Source organism: Olleya sp. KJ81-1 (assembly GCF_055808135.1).
The window spans coordinates 1854524-1874429 of the sequence record NZ_CM147854.1; the positions used below are offsets into that span (position 1 = coordinate 1854524).

Consider the following 19906-nt stretch of genomic DNA (forward strand, 5'->3'; position numbering starts at 1 on the left):
ATTAGAGCTCTATAGTAGTAAGCAGCAGACAGGTTAAAAAACTCTGAATCGTCTTCTAAATTTAGCGCAATAGATTTGTTTATTGTTATTAATTTCTCACTTAAAGTTTTTTTAATTTTGAACTATATAAATACAATATGCTTAATGTGTTATTATCCAACCCATTAACCTTGTTGTCTTTTTGAAACTCTAAGAGTTCATCAATATATATTTTGGCTAGTTCTAACTTACCATTGTCTACATGTATAATTAGAATATTTGTTTTACACATGTTTTTTAACTGAATAAATTGCGATTGCTTAATTACTTCTTCATAATATACAATTGACTTATCAAAATTATTTATTTCTTGATTTATAATAGCCAAATGTATGTAAACAACAGAACGCAAGTAGTTTAAATTATTCCATTGCGTGATAGCTAGTATTTTATTAAAATATGCAATTGCCACTTGATCATTAAAATCAATATTAAAAGCAGCATACTTATAATATATATAGGGCAATAAGGTACTATCTTTTTTCTCTAGAAAGATGTAATGCATTATCTAAATAACGTATTTTTTCATCTCGTGTTTCAGCTGAACTTGTTTTGTCTAAAAGTGCTCCAATTTCACCAAATTTTGTCAAACTAGAAAGCCCTTCATAGCTCTCTATGTTTTTATAATATAAATCTGATTTTTGCGCATTTAGATTAAAAATCACAAAAAAAAGCATTACAATTTGTATGTTCATTTTCATTTATAAGAAATAGTCTAAATTAAATATACTGTGACAATAATTAGAATACTAAATGTAACAAAATTGAACGTAAACAAAGTATTAAAAATAGAAAAATCCTTATTAGCAATAATAAAATAGTTGCAATTGGATATTTTAAAATAAAAGTTGATTAAAAATTAAACTAGTAAAAGTAATATACATTAATTGGCTTACATGAAGAGCCTAGAAACAAGTAAGTATTTGTACAAATTAGTAACACTCTAATTGTATATACTTCGTTAAACGTAAAAAAAGGTAACAATAAACAAAACCTTGAACATATAAAATAAAACGCTTATAAATGATCAGTTTTTAATTTAAAAAACTCCACACATTACCATTAAATATAGCCACGCTCTTACTATTAGTGTCATAACACATATAACCAGCTGGAGGACTTTTTACATTAATTTCTGGAGATTCAACTTTAGGTAATACTAAGGCTTTTGTAGTAGATTCTAGCACTAAAACACCATCTGTAGTTGCCGTATCTCCTATTGTGACACCTATTGCTGTCATATTTTCGTTACTTGTATTAAATTGTGTGTTTGACACATCACCTTCTGTAGACATTGCAATCCATTTATTGTTTTCAAACATTTTTACTATTAAATCATTTTTATCCATTAAAATAGTACCATTAGCTGGCGCACTTGGTAATGCTTCTACAATAGGTAATATTATACCTTTTGTTGTATTCTCCGAAAAGTTTAAGATTGTAGACTCGTTTACGTTTGTAGTACCTATACCTATTTGAGCAGAAAGTGAAACACTCCAAAAAAATAATATTAAACTAGTAAATTTCATTTGTATTAGTTTTAATTGTTGCATCCCAATTTTATATTTTTCCAAGAATTACCATCAAATAGCTGAAATTTTTGTTCTGTAGTATTATATATCAACATCCCTTCCAGTGCTCCATTTGGTGCTGGTTTATTAGTTAACGTTGTTACTTGGGTATTAGTAAGTCTAGTAATTACAAATCCTTTATTTTTAGACTCCATAGTAAGAAAACTATTTGGCACATCATTAGGCCAACCCATTCTTAATGGCGACTGAGTGGTAATACCAACACTAGTAAATTGTGTTGCCGCATTTGTATTTGGCAAAACACTACACACGGTAGCATGTGTGATAATTGAATTTAAACAATTTGTGTCCTCCAATCCTATCTCTGTTGGCAAATTATTATTTTCTGAAATTCTTATTTTATCAAGCATAGCTCCAGACTCTCTTTTAGCAATAGAAATACGATGATACCCAACGTCAAAATTAGCAGTATAATTATTGTTACCCAGATTTAAATAAGACCATTTATGATTTGGAGCATTACCTGTATGCCAAGTTTGGTAAGTTCCATTATCAATATTTACAAAAAAAGAATCTGAACTACCATCTGGAAACAAGCCTCTTGCAAATATGGAATACTCACCTGCATGTTTAATTTCAAAATCAAAATTTAAAATATTCTCTTCAAGAAAGGGATTTACAATTGATGCATTTGGTGATACTGCTCCGTTCGCAGAAGCATTACTTGAAGAAGTAAGATTCCAATTTGGATTTTCTAAACATTCTGCTTCTAGATCTATATTTATATCATTAAAATTAATTTTTAAATCTTGGAAACCAGGATAAGAAACTGTTGCAATATAGGAGTCTCCCATGCCATTTAAGTATGGCGAATTAAAAGTGTTAGGTAAGTTAAAATTGATAGCACTATTATTTTTTTTAGGAATAACATAACTATTAGGTTTTACCTCAAAATTTTCATTAGCTTCAGAAAAATATTTAATTGTACCATCTGATAAAGTTTGTATCGCATTACCAACTATGGCATCTTTAAAAGCTTGAAAATTTGAAAAATCTGTTTTCTGTGCAGTTTCAATTATAATTGGACTATTCATATCCGATAACGTATACATTTTACCTAGCGTTACACTAGTTTCTGATAATGACCCTTGCACCACTTTATACCCAACATAAGCCGATGCTGTTTCACTAAACGTCCATCCGTTGTATTCAACTTTATTATTTATTAAATCTCCATTAGAAATATAAATTCTGGTACCTACATTGTTTCTGCTATCTATATTCCTCCAAATGACACTACAATTGGTGCCAGACATACCGTTTATTTCATTGTAGCCAGTTTCTTTACCTTGCGCTGTACCCACACCATGCACTGTAATCCTGGTAACTGTGGGCTCATTAAAAGTAATACCCATTGCTCTATTTTGTTCTGCTACAGCAGTAAACACTTGAGTAGGGTTATAGCAAGTAGTACCATGCGCATAACTGTTTGTAAAGTATGAAAAACGCACAACATCTCCTTTATCTTGTGTATTAAAACCAACATTATAGACACCTGTAAAAAGAGGTGTTAGTTTTGTGCCCCAACTTAAAAATTCTGCTAAAAAATTAGGTTTATCTGCAAAAGCAATTGTATTTATGATAGATGAAGGATAATATGAAGAATATGCCACTAATACGTCCGTTGGATGATTAGAAATAGTACTTGCACTCCAACCTAAAGCCGCGTTATAAGAGGCCTTACCTTTTCCTTTTGGTATACCAGAATCTTTATATTGTCTTGTAGCTGCACCACCAACATCATTTGCGTTTTTCAAATAAGTAACCGCGTTTTCTGCTGTATACAAATCTAAAAAGTTTTTTGCTTGCCTTTTTACCAAATCATCTGTAGTTAAATCATATATGTTTAAATAACATGCCAAACTATACTTTACATACGTATGCGAGTTTATCTCAACATTTAAACCTTGGCGTGCGTGCTCTTTAAAATAGGATTTAAAAAAAGTACGATAGGCATTGTAATGCGTTGCTAATGTAAAACCATCATCCAAGACCATTGTGTGGTTAGCTGGATTTTCCATTAATTTTTGAGAAATTAAATACGCAGTAGATTTTTTCACTAAATTATGGTTTTCGCTACCAACAATTTGCCAAACACCAGCATTTAAATAACTCATTTTAGAATGATAATTTAAACAATTTAGCATTTTATCTTGTAAACTAGATTGTGCTGCTGAAGACAATCTTTGAAAAAGAATAGGGTCTGCATAGATTCTTACAAAACTTAAGTTCCAGAAATAACAGTCACTGCCATCTCTAAAAGCATCTATAGGTAAATTAAGTATATATTGATCTGCTACAGATGTGTTTTGATTTAAGGTATAGCTAGATAAACAATAAGCAGATGTCCCTGCACAATTAGTATTAGGGTCTGGCCAAGGGTTTGCAAAATTATAGGCTATTGCTGTATCTCGTATTATTTGTATTTGAGATTGGGTTGGTATTGTTTGTGAATAAGTTTTAGCACATAAAAGTCCAATACAAAAAAACCAGAAAAACTTTATTTTATGTTTCAAATTTATGATTTTTTAAATTACATTAAAAAAACCCGCCCAGTACGTGGGCAGGTTTTAAAAATATATTAGTTGTTAAATCTATTATTGTTTAACCATAATAACACCATCAGGAAGTGTTGCATGCCCTAACGTTTGGTAAAAAGCACCAGCAGTTAAACCAGCTGTACCAGCTGCTGCATCTGTTGCGTAACCAACTAAACCAACCACATGTAATTTAGATGTAGGTGCGTTAGTATTAATACCAACATTACGAGAATTTGATCTTATAGTTAACAAAGGTGTTACAAAATCTGACTTATTATAAAAATCAAATTTAGGTGTAGCTGTACCATCATTATCGATTACAAATGCCATATTTCCATTTACACCAGTATTTTCATCTTGCTCTGCCACTAACCAACTCGTGTTATCATCTGTAAAAACATTTAAACTTTCATCATCATTAGTCACTATATCTGCATACACAGGAGAACCTAATCTAGAAAATTTAGACGAACCAGCCAATAATGTTTTACCATTTACTTGTAATTTTGCATCTGGTGTGTTTGTACCAATACCAACATTACCTTCAAAATAGTTTGTTTTATAGTCACCATTAATGTACAATCCATAATGGTTTGTAACATTCCCTCTTTGAGTTAATGGCATAGCATAACCAACAAAATCGCTAACATTTGTTGCTGTACCACTAAGAACACGTGGAACTGCAGCAAAAACTTGTATACTATTTGTATTACCAGATACATTAGCACCATGACCAACAAAATTATAATTACCAATCATGGAGCTCATTGTTGCAGAAGCGTCTTCTCTAAGTACAGTTGTATTAGCCCCTCTTAAATAAGTTATAGTTGCACTACCGTCGTCACTTGACTTTATGTTAGTTGTCATACCAATTGCTCTTTTACTTGGGCTAGCATCCGCAGAGGTAAAGTTAGGAAACAGAGATACACGAACACCTTCAACAGTTTGTAAATTACCATTAGACCACGTTTTATTATTTTGAACACTTAAACCAGTTGGATTATCAAAATCTGTAAGAACAATACTACCATTTCTTTGAATAGAACTAGTTTTATCACCACCAGCATCTAAGGTAGTACCACTAAGATAAAAAGGAGTAGAAGCAGGTCTAGCATACGGTATGTATTGAGCACCATCATAAATCCAATATGAAACCTCAGAGCCATCTCCATCTAAATCGCAATTACTTTGTCCGATATATAGCAAATTTTGATCGGCAGCTAATACAGGATCTGCACTAAAAGAAGCATTAACTTCACAACCATCTTCTGTTGCATTTATGCTCCAGTACCTTACATCATCAAAACCACTTGTTTGAGTATTTGCGTCTGTACCATCAAAATACACGTTTTCTGTAAAAGTTACATTATCTACCACTATATCCTCTACCCAGATTGTACCATTATAGTACCAAGAGGTTTTGGTAGTTGTGTCGTATACTTCTAGTCCTTCTGCAGGAGAAACTATAGCTGTACGTTGTGTTGTTGTCATTCTAGGTATTAAAAGCCCTTTTGTTGTGCTTGTAACATCTAAAACGGATGAAGCGTTTGGCGCGATTGTACCAATACCTACGCTTCCAGTATTAGCTGCGTATATTGGCGTATTAACAACCCCGTCGCGATATACTCTTAGTGAAAGATTACTATCAACCGAACCTGTCGTTGCATCAGTCGTTTGAAACCTTATTTGACCGATAGGTTCAGTAGCACCTTCTGTAGTCGTTTCAGCGTAAAAATCGACATGAGCTCCTATTCCGTCAGCTCCTGGACCTCCCTCATAGGATCTAACTATATTTATAATATTCTTTGAAGTACTTCCATTGCCACTATCGTTGCGGGTGAACTTTAAAGATTTTGTACCATATACAGCCAAAGTATTATTTGGTGCAGTGGTACCGATACCTACGTTACCACCTGTAAAAACAGCATCTAAAGGGTCTGTCCCATCTACAAATTTGCCACTTGCACCAGAAACCTCTACCCACTGCGTACCATCATACAACATAACTTTTTTAGTAGTTGTATTATATACTTGCATACCTTCAACAGGAGTCGTTACAGCAGCTTCATCCGCCATACGTGGCATTAAAAATCCGTTATCTGTACTTACTACATCTAGTGCTCCTTCCGGTGAAGTTGTCCCTACACCAACCTGAGCAAAACCTGTAAAACTTGCTGCTATAAATGCAGCACTTAATAATAATTTTTTCATTTTTATTTTGTTTATTTAATTAGCGGTATTTTCAATACCAACAACTTATATTTTTACTAAAATTTTAATTTTAGTACATTCTAAATTTACTATAATGCACTATTGCAATTAAAGTGCATTACTACTCTATAATAACACGTTTAGTTACATGCTGCTCACCATTATTAAATGAGAACTGCATTAAGTATAAACCTTTAGCTACTTGTGGTTTATTAATGCTATTTACACCAGCTTGAACTGCTACGTTATTGTATTGCTTTACTATTTTACCAGTTATATCGTACATGTTAACAGATAACTGGTGTACATTAGCTGGTAGATTAAAGTTAATACTAAGAGCTGTTGCTTTAACTGGGTTAGGGTAAAGTGCAAAGTCTGTTGTAGAAAATGTTGCTATACCTAGTGTATTATCTGTTGGGTCAAACGCATCTGCAATACCATCACCATCGGTGTCAGATTCTCCTGCATCTGTACCAACAGTACCATCATCATCAGCATCGGCAGCATCTGCAATACCATCACCATCTGAATCTTGACCGTTAAGAGGTGTACCATTACCAGTTGGATCTACATCAGCAACATCTGGAATACCATCACCATCTGTATCTACTGGGTCTGTATTATCAAATGGATCTACTAAATTAATAATACCATCACCATCAGTATCTGTTGCTGGCGATGCTGTTGTATTATCCACATCTGCTCCGTCAGTAATACCATCACTATCCGTATCAGTAGCATCCACTGAAGCACCAGAATCTGTGTCTGCTCCATCAGGAATACCATCGTTATCAGAATCAATGTTATTAGGATCTGTACCGTTTGCTATTTCAGCAACGTCAGTAATACCATCTCCATCAGAGTCAACAGCACCAGAATCTGTACTACCATCGCCATCCACATCAGCATCTGCAGTGTCATAAATACCATCACCATCAGTATCTGCATTGTCAGTTGGGTCAAACGCATCTGCAATACCATCACCATCGGTGTCAGATTCTCCTGCATCTGTACCAACAGTACCATCATCATCAGCATCGGCAGCATCATGGATACCATCGCCATCTGAATCTTGACCGTTAAGAGGCGTACCATTGCCAGTTGGATCTACATCGGCAACATCTGGTATACCATCACCATCTGTATCTAATGGGTCTGCGTTATCAAATGGATCTACTAAATTAATAATACCATCACCATCAGTATCTGTTGCTGGCGATGCTGTTGTATTATCCACATCTGCTCCGTCAGTAATACCATCACTATCCGTATCAGTAGCATCTACTGAAGCACCAGAATCTGTGTCTGCTCCGTCAGGAATACCATCGTTATCGGAATCAATGTTATTAGGATCTGTACCGTTTGCTGTTTCAGCAACATCAGTAATACCATCTCCATCAGAGTCAATAACACCAGAATCTGTACTACCATCGCCATCAACATCAGCATCTGCAGTGTCATAAATACCATCACCATCAGTATCTGTTACATCTATGGATGCATAAGCAAAATCACCAAAACCTGTAGAGCCAGAATAGGCTACCCAGTTTGTTCCATTATAGCGCACTATAATTGGTGTACTGGATGCATTACCACCATAAGTAGCAGCAGCATCTTCAGTTAAGCCCGTAACAGCTACGTCCGTTGATGTTCCAGAATTTTTGGTAACTGTCCAAAACTCTGTATCACTTAAAACATAAGCGAATAACTCTGGAGCTAAACTACCAGAAGGTGCAGACTTTGTATAGTCGCACACAATTTCGTCATCAGCTACAGTTGTAATAGTAATAGTAGACTGGTTAACATCACCAACATTTGCTGTGGTAATACCTGAACCAATTACTGTTACCTTACCATCAACATACTCTGTAGCTTCCGCCCAAGTAACACCACCTTGCACAGCAAACACACCGTTAGCGTGTTGTGTAATAATAGTGTTACTAGTTGTAAAGTCTGTACTTGCTTTTAGATACCAAATACCTCCATCATTTACGTGTAATTCTTGGGCCGAAATTGTCCCAAAAACTGTGAGCAACAACAGAAATAAAAGATACTTTTTCAAGTACGTTTTAGGGTTGTTTTTTTTCATAAAAAAATTTAGGTTAAACATTATATATAAGAGCTTATCCTAACAAACGGGATTTTTTTGAACAGAAAAGCTTTACAAATGTGTCACTAAATTTAAGAGAAACAGCTGCTTAAGTAATAAGTGGTCAAATAAAGAAGCAAGTGGTCAAACACCTATTTGATTAACTAAAACAGTAGTATACCAACTGTAGCAAAACACTATTTAAAGCATGGCGTCGTTGATTTGGAAATAATTAATAAATAATCAAATTATCTTAACAAAGCCTTACACTACACTTTTTACTTAATTTTTAAAAACCTGTGTAATTGTTCCTGCCTGCGCTTAGCGATGGGTAGTGATTGTTTGTTTGAAAGCTCACAATAATTACCGGCAGATTTATTAATATTTAATACCATATTAAGATTTACTATATAACCATGATGAATCCTAAAAAAAGATTAGGATCCAATTGCTTTTCATATTCACCCAGATTACGACTTGCTACTTTTTGAGTACCATCCAATAAGAAAAAGGTCGTGTACCTTCCATTGGCTTGCAAATAAACAATGTCTTCTGTATGTATTACCTCTATTTTATTGGAAGAAGGTATTGCTACAAAATTTAAATATTTATTACCATTTGGATCTTTTAAAATGCTTTGTGATTTTTTATTAAAAATGGCAGCAACTACCTTATCCATTGCCATGATTAAATCTGTTGGTTTAATTGGCTTAATTAAGTAAGCAGCTGGCTTTACTTTATTAATGGCCTTAATTGCGTATTCTGTATGTGAAGTAATAAAAATAACCTCAGCTAAAAGGCTAGGTAATGCTTCTAATATATTAAAACTAGTTACATCATTACCTAACTCTATATCTAACAACAATACATCAGGATAATGCTCGCAATAACTCTCTATTGCGCCTTCAACAGTCGTCTCGGCATAAATAGTGTCAACTGATTTACAATATTTTTTTAAATAAATTTTTAATAACTCGATATTATCTGATTCATCATCTACAATTAACACACTAAGATTTTGCATAAAAAATATTTTATTTTTTTTAGTTAGGGTTAGTAAACCCTAATTTAATCTTTTTTTCAATAAATCAATTAAATTAAAATAACTGTAGCTATCTGCTAATAGTCGGTTGCTAGTTATACTCTTGGCAGTTCTATAGTTATTTCTGTACCTTCATTAATAACACTATGCACTCTTAATTTACCATTTTGTAACACTGTCAATTCATTACAGATAAGCAATCCAAACCCACTACCTTTCTCCATATTAGTACCTCTTGAAGTTGTTTTAATTAAAAGACTAAATATATTATTAAGCTGTTTTTGAGTCATCCCCACACCATTGTCTATTACTTTAATTATTGTAGCATTGTCCCGATTGTGCACATCAATTGTAATAAGACCATCAAAATTTGTAAATTTTATGGCGTTACAATATAAGTTAGTTATTGTAGTAATTAAACTATCTTTATCTGCCCAAATTGTTACTACAGAATTGATATTTAATACCGTTTTAATATTTTTTTGATACGCTAACAACTTATAAGGCGCTATCGCTTCAATTATCGTTTTTTTAGCATTTAATGTCACCTTATTTATTGTTAATCTATTTTGCTGCGTGCGCGACCATGTTAATAACCTATTTGTCAAATTATAATTCTGATTGGCATACTTAGCTATTATAGCTATCATAGCTTGACGTTCCTGATCACTTAGGCTTAAATAATCTGCCTTTAATACGTCCGCATATCCTAAAAGTGCATTAAAAGGGTTTATTAAATCATGGGCAACAATAGAGAAAAGTTTTTGCTTGGTCTTATTGGCTATTTCTAGTTTTTGGTTTTGCTTAGTAATTATGTCATTTTTAGTTTTTAAAACCTCTGTTATACTCTTTTTATTTTGATATCGAAAATAAAATACAAAAATTATTAAAACTAATAATAAGCATAAAATAGAAATTAAATAACGTTTGATTTTTTCTTTACTTATAACCAATGATTTAATTTGATTATCTTTAATTAACGACAGATTTTCTTGTATTTTTTTTCGGTTTGATACTTTTTTGCATATTCTGCATAAGTCTTATCTTGTTTATTAAGTAATATAGAGTCTAAAAATTTGATGTGTTTTTTAGCAGACAAAAAAGCCTTTTTATATTCACCTATTTTGTATAAATTTTCATAATTTAATTCATTAATTTGAAAATTCATCCACTCTACATCTGTTTTATTTCTTATACTATCTAAATAACTTAAAGACGTCTCATGTTGGTTTAATTTATAATATAACTGTGCTAGGATTAATTCTATTCTTACCACTGAATCTATATAATTATACTGTAAAGCTAATTTTAAATTTTGGTGTGCTATTACTAATGCCTGTTTATACTTGTTAAACTCTAAGTAGATATCAGACAATACTATGTTAGCTTGAAGTAGGACATGCATATCTTTTTCTTTCTCAGCTTGGGTTATAGCCAAACTGATATACTTGCTCTTGTCCCGAAAACCTTTCACTACTTTTGAATAATTTAAAAAGGCATAAGCCATCCAATACGGTTCTAAAACATTTTTGTTGTTATTGTTAAAATCTAGAACTTCATCTAAATACAATTTAGCCATACCTTCTTTATTGGTATCTAGATATATACCTGAAATATTAATTTTTAAATATAATTTATCATATGTGGTTGGCGCAAATTCTAATGCTTTTTTAAAATAATCCAAGGACAAGCCAAACAATCTTTGATCTTTTTTAATTAGTCCTAAAAGATTGTAACTTTCAAACTGCATTCCACGTAATTTATAAATACTAGCAATAGAAATACATTTGTTTAGATACATTTCTGATAAATCAAAATTTTGTTTGTTATAGTGTGCATAGCCTAGGTGATAATTAATATATGGAATAAGTAAAGTATCTTTTGTTTTAAAAGCTAATTTCTCTGCCTGATCAATGTATAACAAAGTTGAATCTAAATCAACTGTAAGATGCGCCTTCATCATTAGGTACCCCACAGGACCTTCTAAATTTAAATTATCCAGGTTGATGTTGTTAAAGTCCTTATACACAAAAGACTCCTGACTGTAAGTCTTAGCAATGCATACAAGAAAGATAAAAAGTGCATATTTATATTTATGAAACATCCAGTTAAGAATTTTAAAAAAAGAACAACTTAGACATATCTAAATAAAATCAATCACAAATTGAATTAATAACTACCAAAAACTAGCCTAGCACGTAAAGAGAAAAGCGAGCTAATTTAAGCTCGCTTTCTGTGCCTGAATGAAGCATACTTAACATACTTATCACTATGGTTGACAATTATAAATTTTATTAAGCCAATTCAAACATCCAAAGTTATATATGGTCACTTATCAATATAACTGGGAATATAAACCGTTTTACTAGCACTTAGGAACAAAAACACCCCAAATTGAAATTTGAGGTGCCCCAACAATAATTGATAGAACTATTAAAAAAGTAAAATGCTATTAATCATTATGAAGTAAGTTCAAACCTTCAAAACTTGGACCAAATTTAGGTTGACTTTAAAACTCTCCACAAGACAAAGTAATAATTGGTAAATATTATAAATAAACGTTTTAAAACAATAGTTGTTTACGCTTAAAATATAAAACTAACCAAAACTAATATCTGAATTGCATTCAAGAACACAGTTAAAATCAATAGCTAACGAAACATATACTACACATAACAAAGACATCATTTATCTTATATATAATACACTTATTGATTATTTTTTTAGTAATCACATAATTAATTTAATTTATCATAAATAAAATATTGATAGAAAGATTTCAAGAATTTTATTATGTACGTCATAAAGATTAACTAAAATATTAACAAACTTTTTTTAACCTAAAGATTAAATCCAACGCAAAAATTACTAAAGTCAGAACCATCCTGCCTTTTGAACGACATAAAAACGTTACATAAATTAGAATAAATAACACTATTGCGCTATTAAAATAATTTGATGACACTGGTTGAAATAAATAGAAAAAATGTACGACGATTTAAAAGGTTTAAACAAAAATGATGTAAAAACTAAATTAGGACAAGTTTTTAATGATATGAATAGTGACATATGGAGTTATAGATTAACTGAGAAGTTTAGTTATTTAAAAAAAATTATCTATACATCTATTTTAAAAATAACAAAGTACATCGTTATCGGCTTAAAACCTTCAAAATTGACCCATACAAAAAACGCACTTAAATAGGATTACTTTAGTCAATAACGACAAAGTCAATTACGAAAATACTTATTTAGCATAAAAAATTGAACTCTTCATTTTCCCTAAATAATAATAAGCTCAAAAACAATAAAAACACAACCTCTTAACGTTAAATATAACCTAATTTACTCATGCAGCTCTGAAATAACTGATACTTCCAGCTGGCTTTAATAGTTAAATACTTTCAGTAAAGTATGTTGAAAAATCAGTTGACTAAAAAGCCATAATACTTTAAAACAATAACTATGAAAATGTTTATCAAACAATTACTAATACTACTAGCTAAATTTTTTATGCTTGATCTAATACTGGCCAAAAGAGAATCAAGAAACAACTAAACTCAGTCATGAATTATAACTAATTTAAAATAAAAATAATCAAATAAACTTGACTATCTAATGAAAATAAAACGAGATACAACCAAGCATTGTTGGTTGATTAGCCTGAGTATAACCAAATGTATAATTATTGGAATTAGTATTTCAGCCGCAATTCTAATACTCAACATTTTATTATAACTATCTACTGTTTTAGTCCTATGAATACTAGCCAAGTTAAATAGCTATCTAGTTTATTAAAAATTATAAATTTAATATTATTCGAACTTATTTCTAAGAAAACATAAAAAATAATTAAAATCAAATTTTATCATTTTGTAATAACATAAATGGTATGTTAATCATTTAGTTCACAATATTGAAATTAATACATTTTAGTACATTGAATTTTAAAAAAGTAGTTGGCGGTTAAGTTAAGAACAAGATTGTTACAATATTTGTAATTAAATATAACCTTATTACAATTATCAACATGTTTTAGCACATTAACAAATCCACCAAGTCACCACCTTCCTCTAAAATAAAATTTTCTAAAATATTACTACAAACAATTTTGTATCCTAATTTGTTTAAAATTTCAGCTTTTGATTGCCAATTTTTAAATTCAGATTTGTCTGGATAAGCAATAACATTATAGTCTTTAACTGGCAGCAATAGTTCTTCTTTAAAATTTGCCTTACTGCCAGTAGCTAACCATAAATTAGATGGCATAATAATACTCATTATTACAGCTGTTTTCTCTGATTCTACTAAACAGATTGTATCACTAATTGCGTAATCGCATAGGTTATGCAACCCAAACAAACATTGTTGTAATACAAACTCGTTTATTTTTAGTTTTTTATGCATCCAACTAATATGATTATACGGTTTTTTGACACGTTTACCTGTATTACAATTGTACAACATTATTTTGCCTGCTTTAACCTGCATGAATTGATCTACTTGCCAGAATACTGCAGCACCTCCCCAATGATTTGTTGTTGCTAAAAAATATTTCCTAATTGCTTGTTTTACCTCTAATGGTGCGAAATGTTTTAATAAATAGGTGATAAAATTGTTTTGCTTAAAGTTATTGCCATACTTGCGCAAAACATTTAATTTGTGATACGATGGCTTACTGCTTATTGTATTACAACTAGCTTTAAACTCAGTGATAACATTGTGCTCTGGTTTTTTAAAATAACCACACTTACTTTCTCTGTCGCATCGACCATCAATCTGATTTAAATATAATTTAGTTTCGGTATTAATAAATTTTACAAATGTATTTTTGTTACAATTAGGGCAAATAAATTTTTTACTTGAATTGTCTAATACATACTTATATTGTTTGATCATAAGAAGATTCGTATAAGTCGTATAGTATTTTGAGTACGAACTATACGAGGTTTATTTTATAAGATATTTTTGTTTTTTATGTGATTATTAATAAGATATTTAATTCCATCTTCTATAGTAAATTTTGGCAATTGCTTTTTCTTATTTTTCTTTATTAGATCCTTGTCTTGGTCATCAACATCACTTTTGAGCATATCATATAGCTTTATAAACTCATCTTTCTGAAGAGCTTTAGCAATATTATATACGTCATTAGCATTCATTATTTACAACCCTAATTTTGCCTTTCTTTGTCTTACGGTAGCCTCATGAATACCTATTTCTTTCCCAATTTGAACATTAGATAAACCTTCTTCAATTAGTTCAATCATTTTAGCATCCCTATCCTCAATTGATTTAGAATCGAAAGATTTCAAATGATTTGATTCTGAATCAAAATTCAAAAACTGGAATTTTAAAAAATTAGATTCTTTTTTAATTTCACATAAAATGATATTATCACTGTGATACACATGTTCAGTATTACGTTGTTTTATTTGTTTTATATATCGATAAGAATGGTTTTGTGAACTAGCTCCAATAGCAAAAGAACTATCACAAAAGTTCATTAGCATTTTACTTCCAGCTAAATCATTTTTCGTTATCGGTTTGGAATCATCACGTTTAGGAGTATGTGACAGTACTAAAATTGAAATATTAAATGACTTTGTTAGCTTTTTTAATTGTTTCATTAGATGAAGTGCATATTTAGCTTTTTCATTATCATTATTTAAATATGTTAGATTATCAACTATTAAAACCTCTACATTATTTTTAGTAACATATAATTCTAGTGTTTCGCATAAATAATCTTCAATAGACTTTATATTTGCTGGTAATTCCAACTCAGCATTCAACTCTCCTCGTAAAAAGTTATCGTGAAATCTATAATGATCTTTATAATTATCTGAACAGCGATTCTCTAACTGCTTGTCTGACAATTCAAAATCTAAGTAAAGTACTTTTTTGGGCTTGGCTTCTAATTCAAAATTAGATATCGCTTCTCCTCTACTAAGGCTATCAGCTATTTGCATAGCTAATATTGACTTTCCAATATTAGTATCTGCAAATAAGATAGCTAACTCATTTTCGTACCACAATTCGCTAAAAAGCATATTTGGTATTGGACGATGTTTAGCATCATCTATCCATTTATTTACCCTCTTAACAACTAAACAGCCTTGAACAGCACTTTTGTTGGCTAACGTATTTTCGTTTGAACGTAAATCATTAGCAATAACATCTATCTTTGATCTATCTATCATACTTTACTAGTTTACCATTTACATACATAGTATATCTAGAATAGTCATTATTAGATTTCTCTATGACTGGAAAATCAGATTCAAAGTAGAAGCTTCCCTCGATATAGTCTACGAGAATTTCTCTAACTAAAGCAGAAACAGGAATAGCTCTCTCTAAAGCTATAGTTTCTAATTGTTCTTTTCGCTTTGAATCAATCCTTAAATTAATTGTTGTTTTCATCTTTTACAATATTTAATTAAACATTAGTTTTAAGTCAAATGCTTATTAAATAATGTAAATTGTTATACACATAGCTAATAAGATTTAACTAAGTGCAAGATGTGGAACATTCATGCGGAGTAAAAGAGAAGGCTCCGGAGGAATCACGGAGAAATCACAGAGAATTTTTTAAAGTTTTGGAGAAATTCAAAAAACTTAATGCTGAAGAATAAAATTTTGCCATTTTTTTTGGAACATATTTACTTTATCATAATGACTATTACCAGCATATCCAAGTTTTAAATCTTTAAAATTACAATCAAAAAAATTGTTACATAAATCTTTAAATTCGTTGGCTGAAAACTGGATTACCACGAGCTCCTTTTTTAAGCATTCAAACAAAGCCAATCCATACTTGCGATCTCTAAATTGTTCATTTGAAAATATACTTCCAATAAACTGCACAACTTTTTCAGAATTAAATTTATTTTCAAATTGAAGATAAATTAATTTACTGTTAAAGATTTTTATATTTACTTCAAATTCAAATTTTTCATTAAGAAATTTTAGAATTTCATAATTATTCTCGAGAATAAATATATCCTTAATAGAATCCGTCTCATTAAACACCTTTTTGTTAAAACAATTGGAATTACCTATTAGGTATTGTCCCATAATCTCTATTTCTTCTGTAAAACAATTAGCTAAAGCCTTCCTTTTCCGTTCAATAGTTTCAAACCTAGACTCCAACTCCCTTTTACCATTGACAATAACCGTTCTTTGATCAGACTCATCGCAACACTTAAAAAAATATTGATTAAAATATTTTAATCCTATCTTCTTTTGTTCAGTGATATTTAACCCGAAAATTTCATTTTCTATTTGTTTTTGAAATTGATAAAGTTCGGCTCCTAAATACAATGTATAATGAGATAATAGAAAATTTCGTAAATCAGAGCATAATTCCTGTGAATAGATATAATCCTGATTATCATTCGACAATTCTATAACCATTTTTATATCACCATGAACATCAGGTTCGACAAGTTTATCTGGCTTTAATCGATGTCTACTTCTAACCAAATTGTGCTTTATTAAAAACTCAAGACGCTCCTCATAAGTTATATTGATAAATGTTTCACTATCTATAAAACCAAAATATTTTAATTTCATTTATTTTAATAATTTTGAATAGTCCTCTGGCAACACAGCATCAATATCTCTCAGATACAACTCTAAAGCTTTCATAGTTGTGTGACCAGTTATTAATTGTAATTTACTTTTGACTTCAAACGGTGTAGCAGTTTTAGCCATCTCCTTGTACAACTTAGTTATAAATGTATGCCTAAAACTATAAAGACCATAATCTTTACCTAAACTAAAATGGTCTTTAATTTTTTTAAATCTTTTTGTAAAATAGTCCCTTCTATTAGACTCTTCAGTGTTCCAAAACGAACCAATAGCATCAGGAGTAAAAAGCAACGCTTCTTTATTTAAATTAGCCAAATCAGGGAGCTCCTTTATAAGAATATCTGGTATTATTTTAATTTTTACGGGCTGATTTTTAGCTCTGACATATACTTTTTTATCCAACAAATCTAAATCTCCAACCTTAAGTCTACACACTTCTATTGGACGCAAAAAATTGTAAGACACAAATTGCACAAACAAATACAAAATAGGATCATTAATTTTCATATAATTATATATATCCTTTTGCTGTTGTGGTGTGTAGGTTTTATTTCGCTCAGGTACTGCTTTTAAAACATTTATCTTCTTTACAAAATTTTCTTGTATTACATCATTATCTTCTAAAACTTGAAACAATGAAGCAATATCAGTTCTTGAATTGTTTCTATTTCTTGGACTAGTTCTTTGTAATACATGATTTAAATAAAGTATTGCATCTTTTTTGCCTAAAGTTGTAATACATGCGTCTAAATCATACTGCCTATCAATTAACCACTTATTAAACTGAGACACTCTACTTTTAAACTTAGGAAATGAACTACTGTTTAAAATTTTCGACTTAGTATCTAGGGCTAAAGTAAATGCATCTTTTATAGACATAACAAATACTACTTCAACTTCTATAGGCTGAACAGTAATATCTTCTTTAGGCAAATTGGTTTCAACATTTTTTTTACCTGTAAAATTTTGTTTTAAATACTCTACCAATGACAGATTACCTTTGTAAGGATTATACCCTTCACTTAAAATAATCTCTAAGCTAGCCTTCATAACCTTTAAAATATGGTAGCGTGTTCGTTTATCTTTTGTCCTATTGACTCCGCCTTTTATATTTGTCTGTCTTTTTAAACGCCCTGTTTTGGGATCTCTAAAAGAATAGTATACATACCAGTCTCTACTTAGCGCTTCCTTTTGCTTAGACTTAGAAAGCTTTGACCACTGAGTAATATCTACTCCTCCCGTAAATAGTTTGGGTTCAGAATAATCTAATTTCATTGAAGAATCGTGTACGTTTTCGTGTACTTTTTGTAAAAGTAAGAAAATTGAAGACATAAAAAAACGGATTGTGAGACACAATCCGTTGATTTTATTAGCATGAAGCTTAGTAGCGGGAACTGGACTCGAACCAGTGACCTTCGGGTTATGAGCCCGACGAGCTACCTACTGCTCTATCCCGCGATTTGTATTTCCGAAGATTATCTTAGCTTTTAACTTTCGATTCATAATGTCGACCTAATCGTTTCGGACTGCAAATATACAACCCTTTTTGCATATTACAAGCATTATTTCAACTTTTTTTATTGCTCAATATTAAGGGCTTCAAAACCAATAAGTTCAGCCTCCTCAAATTGTGTAGAAATTTGAATTGGATTGCAACACACCTCGCAATCCTCTACATAAGTTTGCTTAGTTACACTTGGATCTAGTAACATTGATATGGTTTCCCAGCAATATGGACATTGAAAATAGTGCTCAAACATAACTTACTTTTTATCAAAAATAAAAATAGCCAACCAAAGGTTGACTATTTTAAATATATTTTAACAGGAAGTTATTCTTGGTTTAAAACAACTTCTGAGTCTTCTAAAAATAATGCCATTTTGTTTGGCGAGTCATCCACTACTGTAAGATAATCGTTATTTAGTAAATTATCACTTACCATAACTAATTTTAAATTAGATAATTGAGATAACTCAAAAGGTAACGTTCCAGACAACTTATTGCTTGATAACACTAACTCTTCAAGGTTTGACAATTCGGCAATGCTTTCTGGAATTTGACCTTCTAACTGGTTATCTAATAAGCTTAATTTTTTTAATGATTTTAAGTTACTAATATCAAAAGGTATTGTTCCACTTAAAAAGTTACTTCCTAACTCTAAGTTACGTAATTTAGTTAGACTTGTAATTGACTGTGGAATTTCTCCAGTAAATTGATTACTGTATAATGCTAAAGATTCTAAATTAGAAAGGCTACCAATCCAGTTAGGAATTTCTCCATCAAATTGATTTAAAAACAATTGTAAAGAATACAAGCTTTGCATGCTAGACATAGTTTCTGGCAAATCTCCGGATAACTTATTAAAACTTAGATTTAATACTTGTAAGTTGCTTAATTGTGCTATTTCTGAAGGTATAGATCCTTGTAGATTATTAAATGACAAATTTAAACTTAAAATTTTAGAATCTAAAATTGTAACGCCATGCCAAGTATCTATTGAGGCATCAAGATCCCAAGTAGTATTCCACTCTGGTCCATTAGTATTATTATAAAGTGCTATTAAAGCTTCTTTCTCAGAATTTGATACACTTGCGAATGCTACACAAGCAAAAAGAAACATTACTAAAGTTAATTTTATCGTTTTCATGTTAATGATTTAGGATTAACTACATCAAACTTAACACAAAAGAGGTTAAATGACAAATTATTTCGATTAAATGCACTAAACATTAACATTTAATTCGAAATTTAACTCCATTTTACACAATTAAAGTCAATATCTCGTCGTTCACTAAAATTT

Annotated in this window: 18 protein-coding genes and 1 tRNA gene; all 19 read right to left on the reverse strand. The window is 30.8% G+C overall.

Features of this window, described 5'->3' with window-relative positions; all coding sequences use genetic code 11:
• Window positions 1–100: 100 nt before the first annotated feature.
• A complete protein-coding gene (locus AC0L3M_RS08920; RefSeq protein WP_473430509.1) occupies window positions 101–544 on the reverse strand; it encodes a hypothetical protein in 444 nt (147 codons plus the stop codon).
• Window positions 513–734 (reverse strand): hypothetical protein, encoded by a 222-nt coding sequence (locus AC0L3M_RS08925; RefSeq protein ID WP_473430510.1) that lies wholly within the window; start codon window positions 732–734, stop codon window positions 513–515. Before AC0L3M_RS08925 ends, AC0L3M_RS08920 begins: the two co-directional genes overlap by 32 nt.
• Window positions 735–1073: 339 nt before the next feature.
• Window positions 1074–1568, reverse strand: a complete 495-nt coding sequence (locus tag AC0L3M_RS08930) for a hypothetical protein (RefSeq protein WP_473430511.1) — start codon at window positions 1566–1568, stop codon at window positions 1074–1076.
• A gap of 11 nt (window positions 1569–1579) precedes the next feature.
• On the reverse strand, window positions 1580–4147 hold the full coding sequence (locus AC0L3M_RS08935; RefSeq protein WP_473430512.1) for a hypothetical protein: 2568 nt from the start codon (window positions 4145–4147) through the stop codon (window positions 1580–1582).
• An 81-nt stretch (window positions 4148–4228) separates the two neighbouring features.
• Complete coding sequence (locus AC0L3M_RS08940; protein ID WP_473430513.1) at window positions 4229–6382, reverse strand: hypothetical protein; 2154 nt, start codon at window positions 6380–6382, stop codon at window positions 4229–4231.
• 121 nt (window positions 6383–6503) lie between these two features.
• Window positions 6504–8471, reverse strand: coding sequence for a T9SS type A sorting domain-containing protein (locus AC0L3M_RS08945; RefSeq protein WP_473430514.1), 1968 nt, complete (start codon window positions 8469–8471; stop codon window positions 6504–6506).
• 278 nt (window positions 8472–8749) lie between these two features.
• Window positions 8750–8866, reverse strand: a complete 117-nt coding sequence (locus AC0L3M_RS08950) for a hypothetical protein (protein ID WP_473430515.1) — start codon at window positions 8864–8866, stop codon at window positions 8750–8752.
• Window positions 8867–8877: 11 nt separating this feature from the next.
• On the reverse strand, window positions 8878–9495 hold the full coding sequence (locus AC0L3M_RS08955; RefSeq protein WP_473430516.1) for a LytR/AlgR family response regulator transcription factor: 618 nt from the start codon (window positions 9493–9495) through the stop codon (window positions 8878–8880).
• Window positions 9496–9608: 113 nt separating this feature from the next.
• Entirely contained in the window at window positions 9609–10466 is an 858-nt protein-coding gene (locus AC0L3M_RS08960; protein WP_473430517.1) for a sensor histidine kinase, read from the reverse strand.
• A gap of 23 nt (window positions 10467–10489) precedes the next feature.
• The gene (locus AC0L3M_RS08965) at window positions 10490–11617 is read right to left on the reverse strand and encodes a hypothetical protein (RefSeq protein WP_473430518.1); all 1128 of its coding nucleotides are present in this window, start codon (window positions 11615–11617) and stop codon (window positions 10490–10492) included.
• Window positions 11618–13548: 1931 nt separating this feature from the next.
• Window positions 13549–14412 (reverse strand): DUF6371 domain-containing protein, encoded by an 864-nt coding sequence (locus tag AC0L3M_RS08970; protein ID WP_473430519.1) that lies wholly within the window; start codon window positions 14410–14412, stop codon window positions 13549–13551.
• A 56-nt stretch (window positions 14413–14468) separates the two neighbouring features.
• A complete protein-coding gene (locus tag AC0L3M_RS08975; RefSeq protein ID WP_473430520.1) occupies window positions 14469–14675 on the reverse strand; it encodes a hypothetical protein in 207 nt (68 codons plus the stop codon).
• 3 nt (window positions 14676–14678) lie between these two features.
• The gene (locus AC0L3M_RS08980) at window positions 14679–15716 is read right to left on the reverse strand and encodes an AAA family ATPase (RefSeq protein WP_473430521.1); all 1038 of its coding nucleotides are present in this window, start codon (window positions 15714–15716) and stop codon (window positions 14679–14681) included.
• On the reverse strand, window positions 15706–15936 hold the full coding sequence (locus tag AC0L3M_RS08985) for a hypothetical protein (protein WP_473430522.1): 231 nt from the start codon (window positions 15934–15936) through the stop codon (window positions 15706–15708). The genes AC0L3M_RS08980 and AC0L3M_RS08985 overlap by 11 nt, the downstream gene beginning before the upstream one ends.
• A 195-nt stretch (window positions 15937–16131) precedes the next feature.
• Entirely contained in the window at window positions 16132–17088 is a 957-nt protein-coding gene (locus AC0L3M_RS08990) for a hypothetical protein (protein WP_473430523.1), read from the reverse strand.
• The gene (locus tag AC0L3M_RS08995; protein ID WP_473430524.1) at window positions 17089–18438 is read right to left on the reverse strand and encodes a tyrosine-type recombinase/integrase; all 1350 of its coding nucleotides are present in this window, start codon (window positions 18436–18438) and stop codon (window positions 17089–17091) included.
• Window positions 18439–18491: 53 nt separating this feature from the next.
• Window positions 18492–18564, reverse strand: a tRNA-Met gene (locus AC0L3M_RS09000).
• 119 nt (window positions 18565–18683) lie between these two features.
• Window positions 18684–18866: a CPXCG motif-containing cysteine-rich protein gene (locus tag AC0L3M_RS09005; RefSeq protein WP_473430525.1), complete on the reverse strand. Its 183-nt coding sequence runs from the start codon at window positions 18864–18866 to the stop codon at window positions 18684–18686.
• A gap of 71 nt (window positions 18867–18937) precedes the next feature.
• Complete coding sequence (locus tag AC0L3M_RS09010; RefSeq protein ID WP_473430526.1) at window positions 18938–19753, reverse strand: leucine-rich repeat domain-containing protein; 816 nt, start codon at window positions 19751–19753, stop codon at window positions 18938–18940.
• Between the last annotated feature and the right edge of the window lie 153 nt (window positions 19754–19906).

Excerpts from the sequence above, each read along its gene's own strand:
- AC0L3M_RS08930 (WP_473430511.1), bottom strand. The coding sequence starts at position 1,568 with ATGAAATTTACTAGTTTAATATTATTTTTTTGGAGTGTTTCACTTTCT.
- AC0L3M_RS08920 (WP_473430509.1), bottom strand. The coding sequence starts at position 544 with ATGCATTACATCTTTCTAGAGAAAAAAGATAGTACCTTATTGCCCTAT.
- AC0L3M_RS08925 (WP_473430510.1), bottom strand. The coding sequence starts at position 734 with ATGAACATACAAATTGTAATGCTTTTTTTTGTGATTTTTAATCTAAAT.
- AC0L3M_RS08945 (WP_473430514.1), bottom strand. The coding sequence starts at position 8,471 with ATGAAAAAAAACAACCCTAAAACGTACTTGAAAAAGTATCTTTTATTT.
- AC0L3M_RS08980 (WP_473430521.1), bottom strand. The coding sequence starts at position 15,716 with ATGATAGATAGATCAAAGATAGATGTTATTGCTAATGATTTACGTTCA.
- AC0L3M_RS08955 (WP_473430516.1), bottom strand. The coding sequence starts at position 9,495 with ATGCAAAATCTTAGTGTGTTAATTGTAGATGATGAATCAGATAATATC.
- AC0L3M_RS09010 (WP_473430526.1), bottom strand. The coding sequence starts at position 19,753 with ATGAAAACGATAAAATTAACTTTAGTAATGTTTCTTTTTGCTTGTGTA.
- AC0L3M_RS09005 (WP_473430525.1), bottom strand. The coding sequence starts at position 18,866 with ATGTTTGAGCACTATTTTCAATGTCCATATTGCTGGGAAACCATATCA.
- AC0L3M_RS08970 (WP_473430519.1), bottom strand. The coding sequence starts at position 14,412 with ATGATCAAACAATATAAGTATGTATTAGACAATTCAAGTAAAAAATTT.
- AC0L3M_RS08990 (WP_473430523.1), bottom strand. The coding sequence starts at position 17,088 with ATGAAATTAAAATATTTTGGTTTTATAGATAGTGAAACATTTATCAAT.
- AC0L3M_RS08975 (WP_473430520.1), bottom strand. The coding sequence starts at position 14,675 with ATGAATGCTAATGACGTATATAATATTGCTAAAGCTCTTCAGAAAGAT.
- AC0L3M_RS08995 (WP_473430524.1), bottom strand. The coding sequence starts at position 18,438 with ATGTCTTCAATTTTCTTACTTTTACAAAAAGTACACGAAAACGTACAC.
- AC0L3M_RS08965 (WP_473430518.1), bottom strand. The coding sequence starts at position 11,617 with ATGTTTCATAAATATAAATATGCACTTTTTATCTTTCTTGTATGCATT.
- AC0L3M_RS08985 (WP_473430522.1), bottom strand. The coding sequence starts at position 15,936 with ATGAAAACAACAATTAATTTAAGGATTGATTCAAAGCGAAAAGAACAA.
- AC0L3M_RS08950 (WP_473430515.1), bottom strand. The coding sequence starts at position 8,866 with ATGGTATTAAATATTAATAAATCTGCCGGTAATTATTGTGAGCTTTCA.
- AC0L3M_RS08940 (WP_473430513.1), bottom strand. The coding sequence starts at position 6,382 with ATGAAAAAATTATTATTAAGTGCTGCATTTATAGCAGCAAGTTTTACA.